Origin of the sequence: Actinomadura sp. WAC 06369, from assembly GCF_003947565.1 — a bacterium.
Lineage (GTDB): Bacteria > Actinomycetota > Actinomycetes > Streptosporangiales > Streptosporangiaceae > Spirillospora > Spirillospora rifamycini.
On sequence record NZ_QHJN01000237.1, the window covers coordinates 1 to 8,915 of the forward strand.

An 8,915-nucleotide genomic window follows, 5' to 3' on the forward strand; every position below is an offset into this window, starting at 1 on the left:
CCTCATCCCCCCATGATCGCCCCTCCCCGCCGTAACCCCGTCGCGAACCCGGCACCGATCTAGGTACGCTTGCTCAACGGGTCGCTAGCTCAATTGGCAGAGCTCCGGACTTTTAATCCGTAGGTTGTGGGTTCGAGTCCCACGCGACCCACCACCCCTAACCAGGGCAAACGCAAGCTCGCCCCGGTATGTCCTCCGCCCGGTTCGTCCCGTTCCGTCCCCCCGTCTGCTCCATGTCTGCTCGCGGGCACGGATCGGGCCCGGACACCCCCGTTTTGCGGCGGTGTTCCCCGGTGCCCACCCGCCCTGCTGTATGGGGCGGCGACACTCCTGCACTTCGGGGATCACCCTGCCGAGCTTCACCACCATCAGTCACGCGTCATGCCGATCCAGGTGCGCCCGGCGCCCTCGCCAACGACTCCTCGACGTGACCACTCTGCGCTGCCACGACCAAACGCGACGGCTGCCCCACCTGCGACAACAACTTCGTCCCAGCGCTCAACGCCGCTTCCCGTCAGAGGCACCGTCCGCCCGTATGCAATCAAACACCTAGTGGGCCTCCACTGGCGTGGACGATGCATATATACAGTGATGACAGCCACGCTGACATCGAAGGGGCCCGGTGGAAGAGCACGATCAGGAAGTCCGGTTCAATCTGGCGATGGGAGCCAAGATCCGCGCCGCCCGGAAGGATGCCGACCTCGTCCAAGCCCAGCTTGCCCAGATGGTCGGGCTTTCTCGGGCATCGATCACCAACATCGAGGCCGGATCGCAGGCGCCGCCCCCGTACAAGCTGGCCTTGATCGCCGATGTGTTGAGAGTCAGCGCCGCTGACCTGCTTCCCGAGCTCGCCGAGCTTGGCGGAGTCGCAACAAGGATGCCAGAGCATCTTGCGGAAGCCTTGGCCAGCGTGACATCCGCGGCCAGCGAGATCGAGGACGGCAGCCATGGCCAGAGCTGATGTTGCCGCACGCGAAGTGCTCGACAAGGCGGGCGTCCTGAAGCCCCCCGTGGACCCGTTCCTGATCGCACAGGAACTACTTGGAGTCCTACTGGTCAAGACGGAGATGAAGGACGACGTCTCCGGGATGCTCGTACGCGAACCAACACGTACCGTGATCGGGGTCAACCAGAGTCACGCTCCCAACCGCCAGCGGTTCACCGTGGCGCACGAGATCGGGCACCTCCAACTCCACAAGGGCCGTCCGTTGATCATGGACACGGACGTGCGTGTGAACCTCCGCGACAGCGTCTCCGGCATGGCGACGGACCGCGAGGAGATCGAAGCGAACCGGTTCGCCGCGGCTCTTCTGATCCCCGAACTCATGGTTCGGAACGAGATCTCCGCCCTCGACTTCGCCAGCGCAGAAGACCTGGTCCTGAAGCTTCAAGCCCGTTTCAAGGTGAGCCCCTCCGCCATGAACTTTCGCCTCGTGAACCTCGGCATCCTCCCCAACCCCGTAGGACGATGACCGCCCTAGGCGAATCAACTTCACGATCGATGGGCGGCACTTCATGGTGACCGACAGCGCCCAGACGGCAGCAGCCCTGCTGCGCCTGGCCGGCCTCGACCCCAGCGCCTACAACCTGGCCGAGGTGCGCCACGGCCACGGCGAACCCAAGCGCTACGACGACGCCGAAACCATTCGTATCCGGAACGGCGACAAGTTCGTCACGGTCCGCCAGTGCGCGCAGGTTGCATGAGATGTCCACCCTGTCCAGCACCGGTGTCGACGCGTTCGTCCTCGGTCTGGAGCGCTGTGGCCGGGAAGTTGGCGTCCTCCATGGAGTCGTGACCTTCCCGGTCGAGGTGCTCGCGGGCGCTCACGCCGGAGAGTCGGTCGAGACCGGCGTGAACACCGCGGAACTGCGCAGTTGGCCCCTCACTCCGCCACACTGGATCCATCTTCCGGCTGAGATCACCTTCGCCCGGACCAACACCAGACCTTCGCCCGTCCCCGGATGGCTCGCCCACTCACGAGACATCGGATGGTGGGTCGCTACGGAGGAACCGGCCCAGGCGTGGATCGCTCACGTCCGTGGTGTCCTGGGAGAGAGCCGATGACACAACCACAGCGCTTTTCGGCGGCCATGCCTGGCACCCTCGACACCGCGCTTCGCCACCGTCTACTCCGTGATGACGGGCAAGAGGACATCTGCCTGGTCACCTACGCGCCCTCCACCGGCGCCACCCGTACCTCGGCACTTGTGAGGGAGATCGTTCCACCGGAACCGGCCGAGCGAGCCGTTCACGGTAACGCCTCCTTCACCGGGGACTACGTGGTTCGGGCCGCGAGCCTCGCCGCAGAACAAGGCCTGGGCATCGCGCTCGCCCACTCCCATCCTCGTGGCACCGGCTGGCAGCAGATGAGCGGACCCGACGAAGACGCCGAACGCTCCTTCGCGCATCTGGCGCACGCGATCACCGGCCACGACCTGTTCGGCATGACTCTTGCAGGGAACCGCGCATGGTCCGCTCGCCGATGGAGCGCAGGCGCCCATTCCACTGAGGCCGAAAGCGTGCGCGTGGTCGACTCGCGTCTTCGTGTGACATGGAACGACGCGCTTCGCCCCGTCCCGACGCCCCAAGACTCCCAAATCCGAACGATCTCAGGCTGGGGCGAACAAACTCAGGGAGCGCTCGCCCGCCTCCGCGTACTCATCGTCGGAGCCGGGAGCATCGGTCACGACATCGCCATCCGGCTGGCCGCTACCGGGCTGGTTCACGTAGCCGTCATGGACTTCGACGACCTCGAGCGCGTCAACCTCGACCGGATGCCCACCGCCACACAGATCGATATCGCGCTACGGCGCAGCAAGACCGAGCACGCCCTGCGGCAACTCCGACTTGCGGCCACCGCCGGCAACCCGGACCTGCATGGTTTCGAGAACAGCATCTGCGAAGACCTCGGCCAGCGCATCGCCCTCGACTATGACGTGATCTTCAGCTGCGTCGACCGCCCATGGCCGCGCGCGGTCCTCAACCAGCTTGCCTACAGCGACCTCATCCCCGTGATCGACGGTGGAATCGCCATCGACGCCTTCGCGGACGGCAACGGCATGCGCAACGCCACCTGGCGCAGCCACGTCTTGAGGCCCGGCCGTCCTTGCATGGTGTGCACCCGCCAACTCGACCCGGCCGAAGTGACGCTGGACCAGCAAGGGCTCCTTGAGGACCCCGAATACATCCGACAATCCGAACGGCAAGAATCGGCACGGCAGAACGTGGCCGCCCTCGCCCTCAGCCCCGCCGCAAGCCAGCTGGCGCAGTTCATCAGTCTCACTGTCGCTCCGGGCGGGCTCGGGGAACCAGGACCGCTCCAGTACGTGCTCTCAACTCACCACCTCATGGCGCTGCCAACTCCCCTCAACGCCGAATGCTTCTTCGAACAGACCACCGGCCTCGGAGACGCACGAGTCGAACTGACAAACACCCACGAAGCCGCCGAACGCACCCGCGACGCACGGCGTCGCGCTCAGCGCACAACCAGAGTTCGCATTGCCCGCGCCGGAGACATGCTCCTGACCTCAGCCCAACACAAATGGGCCGCAATGACCTGCCCAGCACCGCCGCACTAGCCGGTTCCGTGCGGCAAGAAGACCAAGGCGCTGGGCCGGGTCCGTGGCCGCGCGGTCGCCATCGGCACGGCTTGCTCGCCCTCGTGGCGATCGTCTCCACCGCCCGCACAGCCCTGGTCAGCAGCGTCATCGCCCAGCAGACCGCCACCGCGACCGAACAGGGCCGGTTGCCAGGCGTTATATCGCGGCCATCGAGCAGCCTGGCTCCGACAAACTCGCTATCCGTTTCGGTGACGCTACGCCCTGGAACACCTCACCCGCGACTCAATGTGGGATCACCCCACCGTTATCGCCGTCCTGACCGCCTTCGGCAGTGAGCACTCCCACGGTCCGACGCCCACACCGCCCTGGCACCGAGGCACCAACGAGGCCAATGACGGGGCCTCGGCCCGCGCGCCTTCCAACCCGATATCCAGAGTGCTCTCACTTGACGACCTCGACAAACAAGCCTCCACCAGCCTATTTGACCTCAACTGCAGTTGAACTGGTGGGCTGTTCGCTGTCTGCCTCAGGACCAGAGAAAGCGAACAGCCATGGCGAACAGCACGGACACCCCGACCACAGACCCCGCTCCGCATCCGCCCCCGGTGGATCGGCCGTCTCCGTTGACGCTCCCGGTGGTCCTGGTCGGCGTCGTCCTGGTGGCGATGTCCATTTCGGGGACGGCGGTGGCGCTGCCCAGCATCGGCCGCGATCTCGATACCTCCGGGTCCCCCTTGAACTGGGTCGTCGCCGGTTACAACCTGGCCTTCGCAGCCATGACCCTCATCGCGGGATCGACCGCCGACCGGATCGGCCGCCGACGCGTCTTCGTCCTCTCGTCGCTGGTCTTCGCGGCCGGATTCCTCGGGACGGCGCTGAGCCCGGTGATCGCCGTCGCCGACATCGCCCGCATCGTCTCCGGCGCCGGCGGCGCCGGGATCATGGCGGCGGGCGGCGCGATCCTCGCCTCCAGCTACGACGGCGCGGCCCGCAACCGAGCCTTCGCCCTGATGGGAACCATGGCCGGGGTCGGCATCGCCATCGGCCCGACCCTGTCGGGACTGCTGATCAGCGCCACCGGATGGCGAGGAGGCTTCGCGGTCTTCACCGTCATCGGCCTACTCGTCGCCCTGGGCGGGACTCGCACCCGCGAATCCCGCGCGACAAGCGCCGACCGGACCGACTGGGCGGGCAGCGTCCTGTTCGTCGCCGCACTGACGCTGCTGATGTTCGCGCTCCTGGAGGCTCCCGCGCTCGGCTGGGCGCATCCGGTCATTTTGTTCACCGGCATCGCGGGCCTGGTCATACTGGTCGTCTTCGGCTTCGTCCAGCGGCACAGCACTGCTCCGATGCTGGCGCCCGCCTTGGTCGCCAACCGCGGCTTCCTGGGGTGGAGCCTGGCAACTCTGACCACCTCCATCGGGTTCCTGGGCGTCCTGGTCTTCCTGCCCACGTACCTGCAGGCGGCGGCGGGGCTGTCCCCCGCAGCCGCCGGGGCGACGATGCTGCTGCTGACCGCCCCCGTGCTGATCACGCCCATGGCCGCCGTGGCCCTGGTGAACAAGGGCGTTCCAGCCCGTCCGCTCATCATGGTGGCCCTGCTGCTGGTCGTGGCCGGGAACCTGTGGCTGGTGACCCTGAACGCCGACGCCGCGGTCATGTCGGCCGCGGCGCCGCTCGTGCTGATCGGCATCGGCATGGGGGTGTCCTTCGGTATCACCGACGGTCAGGCCATGGCGCTGGTCGACGCCGACGCCGTCGGCATGGCGGCCGGGTTCCTCAACACCCTGCGGGGAGCGGCCGAGGCCCTCGTGATCGCCGCATACAGTGCCTCCCTCGTCGGTCTCCTCTCCGTCAGGCTTGACGACGCGTCCCGCGCCGCCAAGGTCGGTGCCGGACGCCTCACCGACGGAACCGAGGCCGCGGAGTTGGACGCCTTCACCTGGTCTTGGCAGGTGACCCAGCTCGGTGTCGGCCTGCTCTGCCTCGTCCTGTCGATCGTCGTGGCCGTCCTGATTCACAACCGCGCCGCGGCGTCCCGCCGCACAACCTGACCACCGGGTCCCGAACGTGCAAGGAGCGATATCGTGCGCGCCAGTCCAGACGACCATCTCACGATCGGTGAGGTCATACGCCGGACTGGCGTGCCCGCCTCCGCCCTGCACTTCTACGAACGCAAGGGCCTGATCTTCAGCGAACGCACCAGCGGCAATCAGCGGGCCTTCTCACGGCACATGCTTCGCCGGATCTCCTTGATCATCGTGGCCAAGCGCCTCAACATCCCGCTGGCGGACGTAGCCGAAATCTTCGCCAGCCTCCCCACAGACCGCGCCCCCACCCACAAGGACTGGCAGCGAGTCTCCCGGCGCTGGAAAAAGCAGCTGGAGGAACGCCGCCGCGTGATCGAAAGCCTCGAGCAAGAACTCACCGGCTGCATCGGTTGCGGCTGCCTGTCGATGAAGGCATGCCTGCTCCTCAACCCCGACGACACCCTCCAGGGCCGCGGCCCCGGTCCGGTGCGGCTCCAACGGTCCAGCGCCGATTCCTAGCCAGAGCTTCGGCTTCCAGCCAACCCCGGCCGACCCTTCCTGCGAAGACCGGCCGGGGTTGCCGTTGTACCTGTTGGCATCAGCCTTCCCTCCCGACCCCGGCCGCAGCGATCAACGATTCTCGCGTTCAACGAATCAGTTTGAAGCCGAAGCCGAACCACTGATCATCACCGACGGCGCCTTGTGTTGGGCCGACCGGTCCGTCGCTTGCTACCGCATGCCTCCTGCTCAGCGTGCAGGACGTCCTTCACCACCGCTGCCTTTCGACCGGGCTCTGTGTGCACTTTAGAAGCGCACACGGCGTCAGGACTGCGTAGCAGGGGTGTCGTGGCCGATCGCGGAAGGGACGCAACCCGGTGTCGAGGCGACGCAGGTGAAGACGTAGCGCCCCTAGGAAGTCGACGTAGTCCTAGCAGATGAGTGAGAGCCGGGCCATTTCATTGGCGACGGTTCGACGTAGGCGGTGCGCCGCCGGCCATTGAGTGCGGGGAATGGTGCGGGTGGTCGGGGTGGTCGGTGGATGGCGCGGACGGTCTGGTCGATGAGGTCGTTGACCGTCGCCAGGTTTTGGGTGAGAAAGTCGGCGTAGGTGGTGCTGGCGGGGTGTGGTGCGGCGCCGAGGCGGTGCGTTCTGATGACGGCAGTGGTGGCCGCCACGGTCAGGAGCGGGTCGGGGAACGGGAAGTGGGCGGGGTCGTCGGGGGTGGGCCCGTAGGTGAGGAAGTCGCTGGTGGCGGCGATGAGGTTCTCTTCGTCGGTGTCGCAGAACGGCAGGAACACCGCTCCGGGTCCGTGCTCCTCGGCCAGGCGGTGGGCGAGCGTGGCCGCGAGGGCGCGGTCGTGGGCGGCGAACAGTCGGTGGGCGATGTAGTACCGGGCCACAAGAGGGTCTCTTCAGGTGCGATGCCGAAGACCTGGGGATGCGGCGCGGCGGGAGGCTGCGGTGACCGCGCCGGTCAGTGCGTCGTGGTCGTCGGCGCCGGTGGCGGTGAGGGCGAGGAAGGTTCCGACGAGGGTGTCGCCGGCCCCGGTCACCTCCTGTGCCGTGATCGGCGGCGGGACGGCGGTGGCGGCTTGGACGCCCTGCCTTCGCAGGACGGCGGTTTTCGGGCCGTCGGACACCAGTACGGCCGGGAGAGACACGGAGTCGATGTGGCGGGTCAGGATCTGGTGTTCGGTGGTGTTGACGAAGACCGCTTGGGCGAAGGGCAGCGCGGTTCGAGCGGCGGGGATGTGTTCGTCTGCGCTGGCCTATCAACGCCTTAGAGCGCAGGTTCTAAGGCCGACTCACCCCCGACCGCCGACCGAACACCTGAACGACCGAGATCAGCCGTTAACTCGGCACCCCTGCGACCGCGCGGGACCTTTAGCCAGGCTGAACGGCGGCTGAGAAGCCTGCCGCATTCTCAGGGCTGGAGGCGACTTCTTTTAGTCCTTTCACCGGGAAGTTGGAGCGGAAGACGTTGTGCGGGTCGTGGTGGCGCTTGATGTTTCGCAGGCGGGCGAGTGTGTCGGGCGGAAAGGCGTCGGCCACGGTCTCGCCGGGGTTGAGGAAGGTGTACGGCTTGCGTCCGCTGACCGGGAGGGCTTGGGCGAGCACGTGCTGCTTGGCGGTGACGGCTTCGGCCGTGGCGGGGTCGGCGGGGATGCCGAACAGGTAGAGCGCATAGGGCTCGGCCAACGCACCGTGCGGGCTGTCGGAGGCACGCGACAGCGCGCCGCCCAGGTGCCGGATCTGCACGCTGAGCAGGGGTGCGATGGGGGCGGCCAGCAGTTTCTCGGCCGCGGTGTCGTCCAGGTCGGTCAGCAGTTCGGCGCGCGAGATGCCCGCGCCCGGGTCGGTGGGTTCGGCGGTGATGGTTCCCAGTTCGGTGACCGACATGCTGCGTCGGGAATCCGACAGCGGCTTGGGAAGGCGGTCCAGCGGGGCCAGCAGGTCACGTGCCTCGCTTTGGTCGCCGAGGTAGGTGGCGTCGACGGCGACCATGGGCGCGGAGCCGGGGAAGTGCAGCAGATCCAGCCAGACGGTCAGTTCTTCGGGTGCGGCGGCGGTGATCTGCCGGTAGGCGTCCATGACGGCCGGGGCGTCCTGGACGTCCCACAGCGATCGCCCGCCGTACAGGTGCGGTGCGGGGTGCAGCGACAGTTCCAGGGCGGTGACGATGGCGAAGTCGCCGCCCCCGCCGCGTAGGGCCCAGAACAGATCGTTGTCGGTGTCGGCGGTGACATGCCGCCGGCGTCCGTCGGCGTCGACGATGTCGAAGGCGGTGACGCTGTCGGCGACCCACCCGTGTGCACGGCCGAACCAGCTCAACCCGCCGCCGAGGGCGACGCCGGTGACGCTGACGACCGGGGAGCTGCCCGGCAAGCCGGTCAATCCGTATGGGGCGGCGGCGGCCTGCACCTGGCCGGAGGGCACGCCGGTGCCGATGCGGGCGCGGCGGGCGGCGGGGTCGATCTCCAGCGTGTCGAGCCGCCGGGTGCGGAGCAGGATCGTGTCGTCGTCGGTGCGGCCGGTGGCGCCATGCCCGTTGGGCTGGGTGGCGATGCCCAGTCCGGCGGTGCGGGCGTAGCGGACGAGCGCGGCGATGTCGTCGGCGTCGGCGGCTTCGACCACGGCCGCCACCGGCTGCTGGACGGCCAGGTTCCACGGGCGGCGCGCGGCGTCGAATCCGTGGTCACCGGGCAGCCACACCTGGCCGCGGAGGGCGGAGCGCAGGGGCTTCAGGGCGTTCATGTTTTTACTCTCCCTAGGGTGGGTCGGTCAGGCGGCGACACGCTCGACCGAGTCGGCGGGGGCGGTGG

The 8,915-nt window shown here is 67.7% G+C and carries 9 protein-coding genes and 1 tRNA gene; 7 read left to right on the plus strand and 3 right to left on the minus strand.

All coding sequences use genetic code 11. The features are described 5' to 3' along the window. The first annotated feature begins 78 nt into the window (after window positions 1–78). The 7 genes from DMH08_RS36515 to soxR all read left to right on the plus strand — a co-directional run bounded on the left by DMH08_RS36515 (window position 79) and on the right by soxR (window position 6,110). Window positions 79–154: transfer RNA gene (locus DMH08_RS36515), tRNA-Lys, on the plus strand. Window positions 155–622: 468 nt separating this feature from the next. Beyond that, window positions 623–961 carry a helix-turn-helix domain-containing protein gene (locus DMH08_RS36520; RefSeq protein ID WP_199748177.1) on the plus strand — a complete coding sequence of 113 codons (339 nt, stop codon included), beginning with the start codon at window positions 623–625 and terminating at the stop codon, window positions 959–961. Beyond that, a complete protein-coding gene (locus DMH08_RS36525; protein WP_125620740.1) occupies window positions 948–1,472 on the plus strand; it encodes an ImmA/IrrE family metallo-endopeptidase in 525 nt (174 codons plus the stop codon). Before DMH08_RS36520 ends, DMH08_RS36525 begins: the two co-directional genes overlap by 14 nt. Window positions 1,473–1,497: 25 nt before the next feature. After that, window positions 1,498–1,704 (plus strand): multiubiquitin domain-containing protein, encoded by a 207-nt coding sequence (locus DMH08_RS36530; protein ID WP_267898598.1) that lies wholly within the window; start codon window positions 1,498–1,500, stop codon window positions 1,702–1,704. Between the two features lie 357 nt (window positions 1,705–2,061). Then, entirely contained in the window at window positions 2,062–3,579 is a 1,518-nt protein-coding gene (locus DMH08_RS36535) for a ThiF family adenylyltransferase (RefSeq protein WP_158642454.1), read from the plus strand. A 605-nt stretch (window positions 3,580–4,184) separates the two neighbouring features. Then, the gene (locus DMH08_RS36540) at window positions 4,185–5,615 is read left to right on the plus strand and encodes an MFS transporter (RefSeq protein WP_125620745.1); all 1,431 of its coding nucleotides are present in this window, start codon (window positions 4,185–4,187) and stop codon (window positions 5,613–5,615) included. Between the two features lie 33 nt (window positions 5,616–5,648). Further along, window positions 5,649–6,110: a redox-sensitive transcriptional activator SoxR gene (gene soxR, locus DMH08_RS36545; protein ID WP_125620747.1), complete on the plus strand. Its 462-nt coding sequence runs from the start codon at window positions 5,649–5,651 to the stop codon at window positions 6,108–6,110. Window positions 6,111–6,500: 390 nt separating this feature from the next. Here soxR and DMH08_RS36550 read toward each other — a convergent pair whose 3' ends face one another. From DMH08_RS36550 to DMH08_RS36560, 3 genes are all read right to left on the minus strand, one after another. Beyond that, a complete protein-coding gene (locus tag DMH08_RS36550; RefSeq protein ID WP_125620749.1) occupies window positions 6,501–6,992 on the minus strand; it encodes a hypothetical protein in 492 nt (163 codons plus the stop codon). Between the two features lie 12 nt (window positions 6,993–7,004). Then, window positions 7,005–7,343 carry a PfkB family carbohydrate kinase gene (locus tag DMH08_RS36555; protein WP_125620751.1) on the minus strand — a complete coding sequence of 113 codons (339 nt, stop codon included), beginning with the start codon at window positions 7,341–7,343 and terminating at the stop codon, window positions 7,005–7,007. 133 nt (window positions 7,344–7,476) lie between these two features. Next, window positions 7,477–8,847 carry an FAD-binding oxidoreductase gene (locus DMH08_RS36560; RefSeq protein WP_125620753.1) on the minus strand — a complete coding sequence of 457 codons (1,371 nt, stop codon included), beginning with the start codon at window positions 8,845–8,847 and terminating at the stop codon, window positions 7,477–7,479. Between the last annotated feature and the right edge of the window lie 68 nt (window positions 8,848–8,915).